At 42.0% G+C, this 14682-nt stretch carries 15 protein-coding genes; 8 read left to right on the top strand and 7 right to left on the bottom strand.

What is annotated here, in order from left to right:
• Window positions 1-17 precede the first annotated feature (17 nt).
• The 5 genes from GGD38_RS17160 to mtgA all read left to right on the top strand — a co-directional run bounded on the left by GGD38_RS17160 (window position 18) and on the right by mtgA (window position 5566).
• Entirely contained in the window at window positions 18-1688 is a 1671-nt protein-coding gene (locus GGD38_RS17160) for a 3-coathanger stack domain-containing protein (protein ID WP_375297478.1), read from the top strand.
• A 178-nt stretch (window positions 1689-1866) separates the two neighbouring features.
• Window positions 1867-3405 carry a GH3 auxin-responsive promoter family protein gene (locus GGD38_RS17155; RefSeq protein ID WP_375297477.1) on the top strand — a complete coding sequence of 513 codons (1539 nt, stop codon included), beginning with the start codon at window positions 1867-1869 and terminating at the stop codon, window positions 3403-3405.
• A gap of 88 nt (window positions 3406-3493) precedes the next feature.
• Window positions 3494-4138, top strand: coding sequence for a LysE family translocator (locus tag GGD38_RS17150; protein WP_375297476.1), 645 nt, complete (start codon window positions 3494-3496; stop codon window positions 4136-4138).
• 66 nt (window positions 4139-4204) lie between these two features.
• Window positions 4205-4780 carry a hypothetical protein gene (locus GGD38_RS17145; RefSeq protein ID WP_375297475.1) on the top strand — a complete coding sequence of 192 codons (576 nt, stop codon included), beginning with the start codon at window positions 4205-4207 and terminating at the stop codon, window positions 4778-4780.
• A 78-nt stretch (window positions 4781-4858) separates the two neighbouring features.
• Window positions 4859-5566: a monofunctional biosynthetic peptidoglycan transglycosylase gene (gene mtgA / locus GGD38_RS17140; RefSeq protein WP_375297474.1), complete on the top strand. Its 708-nt coding sequence runs from the start codon at window positions 4859-4861 to the stop codon at window positions 5564-5566.
• Here the strand turns inward: mtgA and GGD38_RS17135 are convergent.
• The 3 genes from GGD38_RS17135 to pnuC form a co-directional block, all read right to left on the bottom strand.
• Window positions 5563-7206, bottom strand: a complete 1644-nt coding sequence (locus GGD38_RS17135) for an ArnT family glycosyltransferase (protein WP_375297473.1) — start codon at window positions 7204-7206, stop codon at window positions 5563-5565. The two genes, mtgA and GGD38_RS17135, sit on opposite strands and share 4 nt — an antisense overlap.
• 66 nt (window positions 7207-7272) lie before the next feature.
• Entirely contained in the window at window positions 7273-7800 is a 528-nt protein-coding gene (locus GGD38_RS17130; protein WP_375297472.1) for an AAA family ATPase, read from the bottom strand.
• A 9-nt stretch (window positions 7801-7809) separates the two neighbouring features.
• Window positions 7810-8445 (bottom strand): nicotinamide riboside transporter PnuC, encoded by a 636-nt coding sequence (pnuC, locus tag GGD38_RS17125; protein ID WP_375297471.1) that lies wholly within the window; start codon window positions 8443-8445, stop codon window positions 7810-7812.
• Between the two features lie 106 nt (window positions 8446-8551).
• Here pnuC and GGD38_RS17120 point away from each other — a divergent pair, with 106 nt between their 5' ends.
• Window positions 8552-9352, top strand: a complete 801-nt coding sequence (locus GGD38_RS17120) for an SDR family oxidoreductase (RefSeq protein WP_375297470.1) — start codon at window positions 8552-8554, stop codon at window positions 9350-9352.
• On the opposite strand, the gene GGD38_RS17115 is transcribed toward GGD38_RS17120, so the two are convergent.
• The 3 genes from GGD38_RS17115 to GGD38_RS17105 form a co-directional block, all read right to left on the bottom strand.
• Window positions 9330-9884, bottom strand: a complete 555-nt coding sequence (locus GGD38_RS17115; RefSeq protein ID WP_375297469.1) for a hypothetical protein — start codon at window positions 9882-9884, stop codon at window positions 9330-9332. The genes GGD38_RS17120 and GGD38_RS17115 overlap by 23 nt on opposite strands.
• Before the next feature lie 158 nt (window positions 9885-10042).
• Window positions 10043-10639: a NifU family protein gene (locus GGD38_RS17110; RefSeq protein ID WP_375297468.1), complete on the bottom strand. Its 597-nt coding sequence runs from the start codon at window positions 10637-10639 to the stop codon at window positions 10043-10045.
• A gap of 140 nt (window positions 10640-10779) precedes the next feature.
• Window positions 10780-11172, bottom strand: coding sequence for a MerC domain-containing protein (locus GGD38_RS17105; protein WP_375297467.1), 393 nt, complete (start codon window positions 11170-11172; stop codon window positions 10780-10782).
• Window positions 11173-11299: 127 nt separating this feature from the next.
• On the opposite strand from GGD38_RS17105, the gene GGD38_RS17100 reads away from it, so the two are divergent.
• Together GGD38_RS17100 and GGD38_RS17095 are read left to right on the top strand one after the other, a co-directional pair.
• Entirely contained in the window at window positions 11300-11950 is a 651-nt protein-coding gene (locus GGD38_RS17100) for an SCO family protein (protein ID WP_375297466.1), read from the top strand.
• Window positions 11951-11975: 25 nt separating this feature from the next.
• Window positions 11976-12392: a Fur family transcriptional regulator gene (locus GGD38_RS17095; protein ID WP_375297465.1), complete on the top strand. Its 417-nt coding sequence runs from the start codon at window positions 11976-11978 to the stop codon at window positions 12390-12392.
• A 520-nt stretch (window positions 12393-12912) separates the two neighbouring features.
• On the opposite strand, the gene GGD38_RS17090 is transcribed toward GGD38_RS17095, so the two are convergent.
• Window positions 12913-14643, bottom strand: a complete 1731-nt coding sequence (locus GGD38_RS17090; RefSeq protein ID WP_375297464.1) for a M3 family oligoendopeptidase — start codon at window positions 14641-14643, stop codon at window positions 12913-12915.
• Window positions 14644-14682 lie beyond the last annotated feature (39 nt).

The raw sequence follows: 14682 nt of genomic DNA, 5'->3' as shown, positions 1-14682 counted from the left end.
TTAAATAAATAATCAAAATGAAAAATATTATACTCGGTCTATTCTGTTGGTCCTTTGCATGTGCAGGGTACGGCCAGTTTGTTACACCGGGCCGGTTACCTGTTCAAAGCTGTCATGTTGATGTAAATACCAATTCAGACTTCCGTGATGATCTGAAGCGGGCAATTTTTAGTTTCAATGCAGGAGGATTTGGCAATTGCAGTGCTACACTGGTAAATCGCAAAACCAGTCAGGACCAGGTGGGGCAATACTTTATCACTGCATGGCATTGTTTCAAGCAGGGCTCAAGTTGCGATGGATCAACATTTGATTTTAACAATGGGTGGGTAACAATGCGGTTCAATTATCAAAGCCCTAATGGTCAAAGCCTCGTTTTTGACCAGAACACAAATGGCCAATTATATGAAATTACGCGCAGGGTGCGCCTGGTTGAAAAAGTTGACTGCTATTTAGGCGATTTTGCGTTATGTGAAATTTTAGGCGATCCTATTCCTCCTTATTTCAATCCTTATTATGCCGGATGGTATCCTACCGAAATAGGATTAAATGCCAATGGAGAATTTGCGGCTATACATCATCCCGCCGGCACTATAAAAAAGATCTCAGCAGTAGATCATGTGTGGCCATCTACCAATGTTGTAAAAACAACCTGTCAAACTGTTACAAAAGTTATTGACGTTTTGCTTGGCTGGATATGGAAAAGAAGATGGTCGACCCAGGTTATTTGTACATATGCCCAGGTGCCTTATTATGGAACAAAGTATAAGGTGTCTGGTTATAATTACGGAATTACAGAAGGAGGTTCATCCGGTGGCGGGTTTTTTACCGGTGAATGGGGTACGGCCGGAGCAAATCGATTGGTGGGCCAATTATCTGCTGCTGCGCCTGATCATGAATGCAATACATGGGTTGACCCAGGGATAAGTTATTTTGGTAAACTGTCTGATGCATATTACAGGCAGTCTGTAAAAAATACCCTCAATCCCGGCAATGATCTTTGGACCGATAATGCGGGTATGGGTGGAACGCAGATCACCTGTTATCCGCAGATCACCATTAATGGCGGACCCAGTATCCCTGGCGCTACCCTGCTGTATCCTGCCAATACATACCAGCCACAGAATGCAGTAACACTTACTGCGCAAACAGATTTTGTTACAAACCAGAATGTGATCATCAAAACCGGAGCTGATTTTACTTTCAGGGCTGGTCAAAATGTTGATCTCAATCCTGGATTTGATGTTGAGCCTGGTGCCAACTTTACGGCTGAGGTAACACCATCGCCCTGTAGTTTTGGAAATCAGGGCAGAATGGCTACTAACAGTTCTGAATTAAAGGAAGCGCTTAAACGCATTCCTGCTCCGCAGGAGAAAAAATTCGAGATCTCGAAATATCTGCCAGCGGTGGAAAAAGAAAAGAAAACAGGGAATAATGTAAATGCCTTTAATGTATACCCGAACCCTTCGAAAGGAATAATCAATGTGGATTTTTTCCTCTCAGAAAAGGAAAAAAATGTAGCGCTGGATATTTATGACCTGTACGGACGTCATATTCTTTCAAAAAAATACACGAACACCTATTTTATCAAAGAACAGCTTGTACTGCCCACTACCAGTAGTGGAATGTTTAATTTGATAATCAAGACAAATAGTGGAACATTTTCGAAACGGATAGTACGTGCTAATTAAAAGCGTATTACCCAGATAGTTGAAGGTTCGAATAATCACTTTTCAAAAAAAGTCGCCCAAACCGGCGGCTTTTTTCTTTTACCCATGCAGCATTTCCTAATCTTTGCAAAATGTGCAATATATCAGGCTAAAAACCTTTAATTTTGATTTAATGCCTGACCAAACGGGCAATTAATTAATGGCCCTAATTGATATCTCTTTACCCCGGTCCGTTGCCAGAGCGTTGAGATTGCCTGAGAAGTCACCAAGGCGGCAACAGATTAGGGTGCTGAAGAAATTGCTGAAGAAAGCCCGGTTTACCGAATTCGGTCAAAATTACCGTTTCGATGAGATCCTATTGAGCAAACACGCCGGCAAAAAATTCCAGCAACTGGTTCCTACCTATGATTACAATAAGATTTATGCTGAATGGTGGCATAAAACCCTCGAAGGTAAAAGGGATATTTGCTGGCCCGGAAAGATAAAATATTTTGCCCTTAGCTCCGGAACCTCCGAGTCTGCAAGCAAGTATATTCCAATTACCAATGACCTGATGCGCGGAAACCGCATCGTGATGATAAAGCAATTACTTTCTTTACGCACCTATCACGATATTCCTGTAAAAAGTATTGGCAAAGGATGGTTAATGCTGGGCGGTAGTACCGACCTTCAAAAAGGCCCCGGATATTATGCCGGCGACCTTAGCGGCATAACCGCTAAAAAGGTACCATTCTGGTTCTCACCTTTTTATAAACCGGGTAAAAAAATTGCCCGCACCCGCGACTGGAATAGTAAAATTGAAGCCATTGTTGAAGAAGCCCCTAACTGGGATATTGGCTTCGTAGTAGGCGTTCCGGCCTGGATACAAATGTGCATGGAAAAGATCGTGGAGCGCTACCAACTCAATTCCATTCACGATATGTGGCCAAACCTCGCATTTTTCGTTCATGGCGGCGTTTCTTTTGAACCCTATAAAAAAGGCTTTAATAAACTGGTAGCCAAACCGCTTACGTTTATTGAAACATATCTTGCCTCGGAAGGTTTTATTGCCTACCAGGACCGCCAGGATTCACCCGGCATGCGCCTGGCCCTCAATGATCATATCTTTTTCGAGTTTGTGCCTTTCAACAACGATAATTTCGATGCCGATGGCAACCTGGTCGAAAACCCGGAGGCCCTTATGATACACCAGGTAGAAGAAGGGAAAGATTATGCCATTCTGTTAAGCACAACCGCCGGCGCATGGCGCTACCTGATAGGCGATACGGTTCGGTTTGTTGATAAAGAACGTTGTGAGATCATCATCACCGGCCGTACCAAACACTTTTTAAGCCTGGTTGGTGAGCACCTGAGCGTTGACAATATGAACAAGGCCATTAAGCTGGCAAGTGAAGAAATGAATGTAAACATCCCGGAATATACAGTAGCTGGTATTCCTCATGGTTTGTTCTTTGCCCATCAATGGTGGATTGCCTGTGACGATGCTGTTGACCCCGAGTTGCTGCGTCAGAAAATAGACAACTGCCTGAAAGAGGTGAACGACGATTATGCAGTGGAAAGAAACAGTGCTTTAAAAGAAGTTTACCTGAAAGTGTTACCTGTTTCAAAATTCATGGAATTTATGCATTTGAAAGGAAAGATCGGCGGACAGCATAAATTTCCACGGGTTATGAAAGGTAAGATGTTTGAGGACTGGAACAAGTTCATTGAAACCGGTACTATTTCGCAACCTGCTTAGTATTGATGATTTTACGATTTATTTGAGAACTGTTTTACCTACCTTGCGTGCACGCATATTAAAACTGGAATATTTATAAGGGTATAGCATGTGGGAAGCCATAATAAAAGGGTTAACGCTGGGATGTATTCTTGCTCTATCTGTAGGGCCCGTAATATTTACCATAATAAAGCAAAGTTTGAATAATGGCCATACCGGCGGGTTAAGTTTTGTAACCGGGGTATGGGTAAGTGATATAATACTGGTTGTTATAAGTAACGCCTTTTCGGCCTTTGTGGCCGGTTTAATGGCTCACAAAAATATCATCGGCTATTTGGGCAGTACCTTTTTGGTGGGGGTTGGTGTATACTACCTTTTCTTTAAAAAGGTAGTGCTTAGGACCGATACCGATGGCAATGCGCTTAAAATGCGCAAATTTGATCTGTTCAAGATCTTTACAAGTGGCTTTTTTCTGAATACCCTTAATCCCAGTATCTTTCTTTTCTGGCTGGGTACCGCCTCTGCAGTTTCAAAACACTCATTTAATCAGCGGATCCTGATCTTCTCCATTTGCCTGGCTGTTAATATTGCTGCTGATATTTTAAAAGTAATGCTGGCGGGTAAATTACGTAACAAACTTACCCTGCATAATATTTCATTAATTAATAAGGTGTCTGGCGTAATACTGGTTGGTTTTGGCCTGGCCTTATTTTATGCTTCTTTCTTTATGCCCGATAAGATCATGGGTCACTAGTTCTTCAGAGGTCTTTAACAAATAATTAGTTAAATAACAGGAAGGCCCTGTGTAACTTGTTGCCGAATGAAGCAAACTATACTTTCAATATTACTGCTGTCCATTACACAAGTTACCTTATCACAAACCTCCGATTTTGTTGTATTAAAAAAACGTAACAACCGAACGTTAAAGACCTATTATCCCGGCGCATTTATTTCGGCAGTCACCTACAACGGATTTTCTATAAATGGATTTATTAAAGAAATTCGCCATGACTCAGTTTACATTTTACAGCAGGAACGCAAATTAGTGTCTACTGACTTTGGTTCTACTCTTGATACTGTATCCTATACCTTCGGCATAGACTATCGTGAAATAAAATCTTTTCATTATACAAGCCAGTATACCTGGGGGCGCAAACGGGGCTTTGCTGCTATAACCCTTCCCCGATTGATGAAGATGGGCGGCATAGGCTTCATAGTACTGGAACTGGTCAACTCTGCTTACCGCAAGGAATCTTTATCTGAAAATAATAAAGCGGTTCCCCTTGCCATAGCTGCCGGTGTAGCTGCCACCGGTTTTGCCATCAGTTATTTCCAAAATAAAACCGATAAGGCCGGCGGAAAGTACAAGGTAGTATATGTGAAAAATTCAAAATAAGAAAATATCAAAGGCCTGTAACACGTTTAAGGAACAGCAAGCAAAATTGTATCTTGCGGCCAAAGCAGTTCCCTACTCATGTCAACTACAACGAAAGAAAAAGCCCATCGCATCTGGCGAATCATTAAAAGGACTTTGATCTTTCTTATACTTTTTCAGTTTTTTTATATTCTCCTGTTAAAGTGGGTTGATCCGCCTTTCACCTTAACCCAGCTGGGTAGCCTTTTTACCGGCAATGGGTTGAAGCGCGATTATGTGGATATGAAGCAGGTGTCTTCGTACGGGCGCCTGTCGTTTATTGCTGCTGAAGATCAGTTGTTCCCCGACCATAATGGGTTCGATTGGAAAAGCATTCAAAAGGCGATGGAATACAATAAAAAGAAACCGAATCGTATAAAAGGTGCTTCAACCATTAGTCAACAGGTAGCAAAAAATGTTTTCCTGTGGCAGGGCCGCAGCTGGCTTCGCAAAGGCCTTGAAGTGTATTTTACATTTATGATAGAACTAATGTGGGGTAAAAACCGTATAATGGAAATGTACCTCAACGTTTCTGAAATGGGCCCCGGTGTTTTTGGAATTGAAGCTGCTGCGCAGAACTACTTTAAAAAGCCCGCTAAAAAACTCACCCGGCAGGAAGCCGCAATGATAGCCTCATGTATGCCCAACCCCAAAAAATATACGGTAAAGCCACTATCGAGGTACGTGGCCAGGCGATATCCCTGGGTAATGACGCAAATGTCTTTTTTGCAAAACGACCCCGATATTCAAAAACTGTTGCAGTATTAATTAAGGCAAAGCTCAAACTCGGTACTATTTATAGAAGGAAACCCTGGCAAAATGGTGCCAATACATAATCTGGCTTTATAATTTTTTGCTGCTACTTCGGCAGGAATATTAATATGAAGTTCAAGAGCGGAACCTGATAGCTTTTGTACAGTGGTACCCGTATTTATTATTGTCTTTACTTCACCATCACAATATAACACCAGCCATACAGGCGTTTCGCTATAAGCAGGCTGCTGAAAACAGGCCCTGTAATTTTCAGGAATAGAAACACTGGTATTTATTTGAACAACTCCCTTTTGCTTAACAGAACATTTAATACCGGTGAATAACACTCTCGAAAATGAATAGTAGCCATGATAGATGCCTGCCTTTGGAAAACGCCAGCCATTTGGTTTAAACAACCATTCATAATCTTTGCTATTACGGGGAACATCAACATACACCGTTTTTCCAATTAATGAATCTTCAACCGGCCACAAATTATAATTATTACGACGGTAATAAGGTGAGTTCATTGAAAGGGCCGGTACCCCGGAATAGAACCAGTATTTGGAAGCCTGTTGATAGGTATTCACAAAAACCACAGGCAGGTCACCTGCTTTATTATGCATCTCGTTTGCCCATTCCCGATTTCCATGAAACTCATTACGTTCAACCCATGAAACGGGCGGAAACCATGACATTATATAAAGCCGCACAGCCACTACCAGCAGTAGCGTAATGGGAATGCTTCTGTATACCCATTTTTGCAGTTGATAATTTTGAACAAAATACCGGTGACTTAACACCATTATGGGAATAAGAGCTGTTACCGTCCAGTTGGCCTCTACCCGGCCTTTATAGGTACTTATTAAGAATACCACGTAGGTGCCTGCCATCGTGTACTTCATGGCCCGTTCAACAGCAGATGCGGGCTTGTACCGGAATGCAGCCCAAAGCAGCAACCAACCTATTACCGGCCCCGCAAATACTAGTTGTCCCAACAGGTATTCGGTAGTAAACCTGAATTTATAATCGGCTGCATTGCGTTCAAACAAATGAAATTGAACAGATGGAAAATTATGCTGGTACTGCCAGTAAATGTGCGGAACAAACAACGCCAGGCAAACCAGCAGAGAAACATATGTGTTTTTATTGGCAAATAATTTCAGATTCGATAATAGCACCAACCCTATTACCAACACACCATGGTATTTACTGTATAACAAACAGGCCATGCAAACGCCCAGCAAAATGGCGTTGAAAATATTATTGTATTGAAGAAATCGTTGATAGAGCCAGTAAAACAATACCATAAAGAACAGCAGGGGTGTATCGGGCACTGCAATCATTCCGCCTACCTGGGCAACGGCAATAGAACCGGCAACTGCATAAAATAAGGTATCATCTTTTCTATGGGTAAGCTTATGAACAAAGAATATAGTGGCGGTATTTAATATCACTATAAATAGCCGAACGCCGAACTCATTATTAAAAATAGCATAGCCTGCTTTTACCAATGCTGCAATCATTGGCGGATGATCAAAATACCCCCAATCAATAAAGCGGGAATACACCCAGTAATAGGCTTCATCATCGAATAATTCTGTATTCGCGGCCTGAATAATGCTTAGTAACGCCCATCCGCTATAAAATAGCAATCGATGATTTCTTTGCAGCGCATTTGGCATAAAAGCAACAACAACGCAGCAATAGAAAGGGTTGAATTAAACATGTAAAACGTTTACCGCCTGTATGGCTTTTTGTAGCCGTTCATCATAATTGCCCGATATTTCAACCCAGGGAACAGACTGATTAGTGAGGAGGTTCTTATATATTTCATATAACTCTAGTCGTGGGGCCAGGTCGGGATATTCTCTTAACGGATCGTGTATCCAGGGCAGGTCGATGTTGCATAAAAGGTATAAATCATATTTCCTTTTTGTAATTTGATCGAGCACCCACTGATGGCATTTCCCAAAAACAAATTCACACCACACCTTCATTACATATTGATCGGTATCTACGAACAGGACCTTTGCAAAAGGGGCTGCCCTGTTAATATAACTTTCTTCCAATGCTACCTGGCCTTTGGCAATGGTAAGCAGGTCGTCATACGTATATTCGGTACCATGTTCAATCAGATATTCACGCGCATATTCAGGTACCCAGGTGGTGTTATAGTGTTTTGCCAGCTGCTCACTCAACGTGCTTTTCCCTGTTGACTCCGGACCTATGATCACTACTTTTTTCATTAGTACCTTTTAATTGATTTTACCATGTTTTAGCGCACGTTTTCTCCATTCAATTAAACCAAACACCGCCATTACAAACAGTACAAAATAAAAAACACTGGTAAAAACATATTGCTTGGCAAAGTATAACGGTATAGAGGCAATGTTGGTCGCAATCCACCAGTACCAGCTTTCAACCTTCTTTTTTGCCATCAGCCACATGCCGGTAAAGGCGGTTGCTGAAGCAAATGCATCGGCCCAGGGAATGGTGGCAGAATAGAACGCCTGTTTTAAATAGTGAAGCGCGGCATAAATGGCAACATAAAAAAAGGCAAAGAACAATAATTGCTGAACCCATTCGCGACGGCTTGAAAACTGTACGGTAACCACATAATGCTGTTGCTTGTCTTTTTTAAGCCAAAGCACCCAGCCGTAAATGCTCATGATGGTATAGTACAGGTTAACACTTGCCTCGCCAAACAGGCTTCGTTCGGCACTCAGAAATATATAAATAACGGTGCTGATAAGCCCTACAGGGTACACCCATATATTTTCAATGCGTGAAAACCATACACTGGCAATGCCCGAAAAAACAGCAAGGTATTCGAGAAATGTAGTGGCACGCATGCCTTCAATAAATTGGGTCAGGAATTCCTGGTACGTCATTGTATAAAAAAATGCAATTTAGTTCTATTGACAATAATATTGCTGTAACTCCTGGTCTGCACATTCGGCCCAGTTTACGATATTTGGCCCCTAAATAGCATATCCCTTGAATTATTATACCAATAAAACCGTTTGGATCACCGGCGCCTCTTCGGGCATTGGCGAGGCCCTTACTTACGAACTTGTAAAACTGGGTGCAAAAATTATTATTTCGGCCCGGCGACAGGAAGAATTGAAACGCGTACAGCAACAGGCAGGCGCAGCGAATGTATATGTGCTTCCGCTCGACCTGGAGGCCGCCGATACATTTCCCACAAAAGTACAGGAGGCTATTAGCGCCTTTTCACAAATTGATATAATGGTGCACAATGGCGGCATTAGCCAGCGAAGCAAAGTAAAAGATACCCTGCCGGCAGTGCAACGTAAAGTAATGGAGGTTGATTATTTCAGTTATATAGAACTTACGCGGTTATTATTACCACACATGCAACAACGGCAAACGGGGCATATTATAGCCATTAGTAGCGTAATGGGCAAAATAGGTACGCCTATGCGCTCGGCTTATGCCGCTGCCAAACATGCCCTGCATGGCTTTTTTGACTGCCTGCGTGCCGAGGTATGGCGCGACAATATAAAAGTTACGCTGATTATGCCCGGCTATATAAGGACCCAGGTTTCGCTAAATGCGGTTACTGCTTCGGGCGAGAAGCTCAATGAGTTGGGCAAAAATATTGGCCATGGCTACCCGGCCGATAAAACAGCACAGCAGATACTGAAAGCTATTCGCAAAGGGAAGTTTGAAAAATATGTTGGACGGCCTTTTTCGCAGGAGTGGATGGCCGTTCATCTTATGCGATTATTTCCATCGCTGGCCATTAAGGTGTTTAAAAATGCCGTACCGGAATAGAACCGTTGTACAACTCGCAGAACTTTTTAAGATTGGTAAGGCCTTCGCTAAACTGATTTTTAAGGTTTTTGTGGATCATGTAACCCATTAACCGGCCTATAGGGTAAGGTAGCAATCCTGAATTTTGCCAGGTAACTTTTGTTTCACCACTACCCCATTCTTCAAAAAGCCAGTTATCGCGGGCAATGGTCTTAAAAGGTTTTATAAATTCAAGGTCAAAATGAATATGCCTGTCGTCGATATCGCGCAGGGTAAGACTGCCTGTGCCTATTTTACTTTCCTTCCACGAATATTTATGGCCGGGCTGTTTTGATAAACCGGTAATATTGGTAGTGCTGCTATTTTCTTTGGGTTGCCATGGGTTCCATTGTATATGATTGTGAAAATCGGCCACTTTATCCATAACAAAAGCACATGGCTTTTTTATTATAGCCGATTTCTCTATAAAATACCCGTTGGGCAAAAACAAAGCAATGATTAACAGTAGCACTATCACTACCACTAACGCACCTAAAATATACAGAAAGGTCATAAACCTGCTGTTTTGCTGAATTTACTGCATTCCCACAATACAGCCAAGCGAGGTGAATATCTCAGCTATACTTTCTTCCTGTTCACATAAGTACAAAAAAAGACCTTCCCTTTGCGGGGGAAGGTCAACGCAATAAAGTTATATTAACTACTTAAGTGTTATTCTGCCTCAGCCACTACTTCCTTAACCTCGGGGATCATGCGCTTCATCATTCCTTCAATACCTGCCTTTAAGGTGATCATTGAAGAAGGACAACCACTGCATGAGCCTTGCAACATCAGGTTTACAACACCTTCGTTATAGCTTTTAAATTGAATAGCACCGCCATCCATTTCCACCGCTGGTTTTACATAGTTTTCCAGTAACTCTTTAATACGCTTAACCACATCGTCGTCATCGGCGGCAACTGTGTTTGAGCTTTCCTGTTTAATAGTAGCGATCTCGTCTTCATTGATCACCACTTTATTTTCTTCCAGGTATTCTTTCAAAAACTGGCGAATGGTTGGAATAACGTCATTCCAATCGGTTTCAACAGTTTTTGTAAGGGTTACAAAGTTGCTGGCGATGAAAACCGCCTTTATAAAGGGAAAACCAAATAATTCGGTAGCCAGTGGCGAGGCCTTGGCATTTTCCAGATCCGGAAAATCAATGCTTTTGCCCGGATACAACAACTTATTGGCCACAAATTTCATTGTCTCCGGATTAGGCGTCATTTCTGTATAAATACTAATGACAGGACTTCCTGTTTTGATCATGATACTTCCTTCGTTTAAGTTGAATACAAAAATAACAATTGCGCGCTGCAATTGTTTCTTATTTTGAAAAACTTGTTCTCGTAAGGTTTTACCAGGACAAAATATGCTGAATATAGTGCCTGAAGCGGGGAAAAGCCATTTTAATGATCACAATCATCTTCATGAGCATGATTGTGCACCCGGCAGGCCCTGAAGTTTATTAAATGAGCGGTTACGATCATTAAAACAGCAAAAGGCAGGATCCAAAGCTGGTATTGATGCCATATTTGCTTGGCTATCAGCCCGGTAATGCCAACGGCGAAAATGATAATGGGAAGCGTGCTATGGTGATGTTTCTTATATCCATGGCGAAGGGAATACACCCCAATGCCAAAGGCCAGAAAGATCATAAAATATTCAAACGCTTCATTGTCAATTATATTTATGCCCAAAACAGGCAAACTGGTTAATGCCAGGGGTAAAATTGCGCAGTGGATTGCGCAGGCAAGTGAAGCGGCCACACCCATCGCATCCCAGTTTACTCTAAAATTCATGGCCCGAAGATAAGAAGTAAATTTATTCGCATGCAACTTTGTTGCAAAAAGATTCGTTATAAAAATAAATCCATTGGTTGCGGAGAGGCTAGCCGTACCTTTGAGGCCTGAAAATATCAACATTGTTATGAACCGTAAAGTGTTCTTTTATATTGGCTTTTTTATAGTGCTGGCGATTGGTTTCTATTTCGCTATGACGCAGGTAATTCCTGGTTTTGGCGATGTAAAGCTACCTGTGGTGCAACGAATTAAACCTTTTAGTTTTATAAACCAGGATGGGGAGCGGGTAACAGAAAGATCAGTAGAAGGCAAAGTATACGTGGCGGAATATTTTTTTACCACCTGCCCCAGTATTTGCCCTCAGCTGAACACCAATATGCACAAAATATACGAGGAGTTTAAAAATGAACCGGCTTTTATGATCTTGTCGCACACCGTTGATCCTGATAATGACACGGTGGGCCGGTTAAAATGGTACGCCGATTCATTAAAAGTGAATACAAAACAGTGGGTGTTCTTAACGGGCCGTAAAGATAGCCTGTACCTTACAGCACGTAACAGCTATGTGTTAGATGACCCGCAAAACAACCTGCAGAACATTAATGACCAGTTTTTGCACACCCAGTTCTTTGCCCTGGTTGACAGAATTGGCCGGGTGCGTAAAATTTACGACGGCTTAAAGAAAGAAGAAATAGAAGAATTGAAAAAAGATATAAAGAAGTTGTTGCGGGAACATAATCCCGGTGAGCGTTTTTCAAATAATGTTTTCGGCAGCTAATGCTGCAGTGTTTAATGATTTCACAATGGAGGCACAGATAGACGATATACTTCGTAAAAATCAATTAAGTGTGACCGGTAGCCGTAAGCGCATACTGGAGTTGTTTTTATTGAGCAACGGAGCGCTGGCGCATGGCGATATTGAAAAAAAGACCGGTGAAAAATTCGACCGGGTTACTGTTTACCGTACGCTGCAAACATTCCTTGAAAAAGGAATTATTCATACCATACCAACCGCCGATAATTCGGTGTTGTACGCCCTTTGTAAAGATGATTGCTCCGAGGGACATCACCACGATAACCACGTTCACTTTATATGTCAGAAATGTGGCAAAACAATTTGCCTGGCCGATGTACATATTCCTGAAGTAAAATTACCAGGTGGGTTTTTACCACACGACTACCAAATGGTGGTTACTGGTTTGTGTAAAGAGTGCCGTTAAAAAACTTGATAACAATCAGTAAATAACAATTCCGGTTATTCGCCAACGATGTAAAACCAATTGGCAATAGACAATACGCAATAGGCAAAATGGTTTCGCGATTTTTAAATACCGGCGACCCTTGCTTATTGCCCATTGCAAATTGGCATTTGCGTTTATCCCGGTGTGCCATAACCGGTATTTTCTTTTTGGAAGAAATTCTGTGCATCTCATTAAAGAGGGATTAAAAACTGACCGTGGTCAGTAAAATCCAATGCTTAACCAATTTTGCTTTGATCATTTGAAATGCCCGCCAGTACTGAATTCTATTTATTAATAACCTTTAACAAAATCTTGGACATATAAAAACACAAAGCCCCGATGTAGAAACACCGGGACTTTTGGTTAAGGCTCTGATTAGTAGCTATTTTATGATAGTTGGCAGCAGTTGCTACCTAAATCAACTCTATTTTTTAATGCTACAAATATAATAGAATGAATTAATATTTCGCATACCATGAACTGGGTATTTTTTTCCCGGCTATGGATGAACGTTTAGTTTATCCATTTCGCCTTTTACAAATTGCATCAGCTGCTTTATATAGTCGGGAGAAAAGTTAAAAACAAGTCCTGCCGCTTTGTACAGTTCAGGTAATGTTTTAGTTCCACCCAATTGTAGTGACGTCATATAGTTGTTAATGGCTGCTGTTTTATCTTTTCTGAACTGCATCCACAAACCAATGGCGCCTAACTGAGCAATACCATATTCAATATAGTACAACGGAACTTCAAACAAATGCAGCTGTCGTTGCCAGGCGTAGGTGCGATAACCTTCCAGTCCTTCCCAGTCAACCACATTGCTCGAGAACTCGTTCAGGATCTCCATCCATTTTGCAGACCGCTCTTCTACTGTATGTGTAGGATTTTCGTATACCCAGTGTTGAAACTTGTCGATGGTGGCTATCCAGGGGAATATGGTTATCACTCTTTCCAGCTGGTGTTCTTTAGCCCTTATAAGGTCTTCTTCTTTGGTAAAGAAAACATCCCAGGCGTCCATGCTGAACAATTCCATCGACATGCTGGCTACTTCGGCTATCTCCATTGGGTACTCTTTGAAAGAGGTTAACTCCAATGGGTGGGCGAGAAATGAATGTACCGCATGGCCACCTTCGTGTACCATGGTTGTAACATCACTCATTTGTCCGGCCGCATTCATAAATATAAAGGGCGCTCCTGTTTCGGCCAGCGGACAATTATACCCGCCGGGCGCTTTTCCTTTACGGCTATCCAGGTCGAGGCGTTTCATTTCGCTCATTTTGCGCAGGCAATCGGCAAAGAAAGGATGAACCTGGTCGAAGCATTCAATACTTTTCTCCAACAGTTCATTGCCTGTGCTAAACGGATTCAGTGGAGCAACACCTTCTGGTTCTGCTTCAGAATCCCAGGGGCGTAAAGAAGTAAGGTTCAGTTTTTTCTTTTTCCGCTCATTGATAATATTTACCAGTGGCAGTACGTGTTGTTTTACAGCTTCGTGAAACTGAAAGCAATCTTCTTTTGTATAATCGAAACGGCCCAGCTCTTTAAACTTATAATCGCGGTAGTTATCGAAACCGGCATTTTTAGCTACCTGGTGTCTTTTTTGTATCAATTGCGTATACAGGTCGTTCAATGCATCCTTATCCTGTAAGCGTCGTTCGTTTATTTTGCGGTAAACGCTTTCGCGCAGGCTGCGGTCGTGGCTTTCGAGGAATTTACTGGCCTGTTGCAGAGTGTATTCCTTTCCGTTCACTTCAACCGTCATTTTACCGGCAATGGTGCCAAACTGTTGTGCCAGTACGGCCAGTTCAGATTGCAGGGGAATATTTTCTTCGCGAAACAGCTCGATGCTTTTACGAACGCTACGCAGGTAGGTAAAATATTTTTGCTGGTCAAGTTTTGCCACGAATGGGCTTTCAACCAGTTTTTTATTCAGCTTATCGGCATAGGGCTGAATTTGAGGCTGAATTTGGGTTACAAAGAACACGAAGGCTTCTTCAAGCGTTTTGTTCTCGGTATCGCAGGTCATTTTAATCTGGCGCCAGCACGCATCTTCACTTACTACGGCTTCCAGTTCGCTCATATCGTACAACCATTTTTCCAGGTCGGCATTTGAGTTAATGGGCCTGTCGAGCAGGTTCTTAAAATAAGGTTCAAGATTATCCCAGGTAGTTACTGTAAAATCTTCAGGTAAAAATTGCCTTGGCAATTTTTTAATGTCGGCAGTATGATTCATTGTATCACCTTTTTTAAAATAAGAAAGCTACAAACTTCC

Origin of the sequence: Niastella sp. OAS944, assembly GCA_024809215.1 — a bacterium.
Taxonomy (GTDB): Bacteria; Bacteroidota; Bacteroidia; order Chitinophagales; family Chitinophagaceae; genus Niastella.
The sequence above is the reverse complement of the archived record's forward strand: the minus strand, read 5'-3'. Positions and strand labels throughout refer to the sequence as shown.

Excerpts from the sequence above, each read along its gene's own strand:
- GGD38_RS17100 (WP_375297466.1), top strand. The coding sequence starts at position 11,300 with ATGAACCGTAAAGTGTTCTTTTATATTGGCTTTTTTATAGTGCTGGCG.
- GGD38_RS17150 (WP_375297476.1), top strand. The coding sequence starts at position 3,494 with ATGTGGGAAGCCATAATAAAAGGGTTAACGCTGGGATGTATTCTTGCT.
- GGD38_RS17115 (WP_375297469.1), bottom strand. The coding sequence starts at position 9,884 with ATGACCTTTCTGTATATTTTAGGTGCGTTAGTGGTAGTGATAGTGCTA.
- GGD38_RS17095 (WP_375297465.1), top strand. The coding sequence starts at position 11,976 with ATGGAGGCACAGATAGACGATATACTTCGTAAAAATCAATTAAGTGTG.
- GGD38_RS17155 (WP_375297477.1), top strand. The coding sequence starts at position 1,867 with ATGGCCCTAATTGATATCTCTTTACCCCGGTCCGTTGCCAGAGCGTTG.
- GGD38_RS17160 (WP_375297478.1), top strand. The coding sequence starts at position 18 with ATGAAAAATATTATACTCGGTCTATTCTGTTGGTCCTTTGCATGTGCA.
- mtgA (WP_375297474.1), top strand. The coding sequence starts at position 4,859 with ATGTCAACTACAACGAAAGAAAAAGCCCATCGCATCTGGCGAATCATT.
- GGD38_RS17105 (WP_375297467.1), bottom strand. The coding sequence starts at position 11,172 with ATGAATTTTAGAGTAAACTGGGATGCGATGGGTGTGGCCGCTTCACTT.
- GGD38_RS17110 (WP_375297468.1), bottom strand. The coding sequence starts at position 10,639 with ATGATCAAAACAGGAAGTCCTGTCATTAGTATTTATACAGAAATGACG.
- pnuC (WP_375297471.1), bottom strand. The coding sequence starts at position 8,445 with ATGACGTACCAGGAATTCCTGACCCAATTTATTGAAGGCATGCGTGCC.
- GGD38_RS17145 (WP_375297475.1), top strand. The coding sequence starts at position 4,205 with ATGAAGCAAACTATACTTTCAATATTACTGCTGTCCATTACACAAGTT.
- GGD38_RS17130 (WP_375297472.1), bottom strand. The coding sequence starts at position 7,800 with ATGAAAAAAGTAGTGATCATAGGTCCGGAGTCAACAGGGAAAAGCACG.
- GGD38_RS17090 (WP_375297464.1), bottom strand. The coding sequence starts at position 14,643 with ATGAATCATACTGCCGACATTAAAAAATTGCCAAGGCAATTTTTACCT.